This window comes from Paraglaciecola sp. 20A4 (assembly GCF_011378905.1).
Taxonomy (GTDB): Bacteria; Pseudomonadota; Gammaproteobacteria; order Enterobacterales; family Alteromonadaceae; genus Paraglaciecola.
Genome location: NZ_WTPY01000101.1, coordinates 1 through 531 on the forward strand (window position 1 = coordinate 1; position 531 = coordinate 531).

The 531-nt window shown below is 48.4% G+C and carries 1 rRNA gene; it reads right to left on the bottom strand.

Annotation, left to right across the window (positions count from 1 at the left end):
• Positions 1–402: ribosomal RNA gene (locus tag GQS54_RS23020) — 16S ribosomal RNA — on the bottom strand; the annotation flags it as partial.
• Positions 403–531: the final 129 nt, after the last annotated feature.

Consider the following 531-nt stretch of genomic DNA (forward strand, 5'->3'; position numbering starts at 1 on the left):
CACACACGCGGCATGGCTGCATCAGGCTTGCGCCCATTGTGCAATATTCCCCACTGCTGCCTCCCGTAGGAGTCTGGACCGTGTCTCAGTTCCAGTGTGGCTGATCTTCCTCTCAGAACAGCTAGAGATCGTCGCCTTGGTGAGCCTTTACCCCACCAACAAGCTAATCTCGCTTAGGCTACTCTTTGCGCGGGAGCCGAAGCCCCCTTTGGTCCGAAGACATTATGCGGTATTAGCTATCGTTTCCAATAGTTATCCCCCACGCAAAGGCATATTCCTAAGTATTACTCACCCGTCCGCCACTCGTCATCTTCTAGCAAGCTAGAAATGTTACCGTTCGACTTGCATGTGTTAGGCCTGCCGCCAGCGTTCAATCTGAGCCATGATCAAACTCTTCAATTAAATATTTATCGAACATGAATTTTTTTTGGTAGACACTCATCACGTGAGTGCCCACACAGATTATTTTGTCATTAATTGTTAAAGAGCAATGCTACTTCGTAGCGTGCTTCCGAAGAAGCGGCTTAAGAT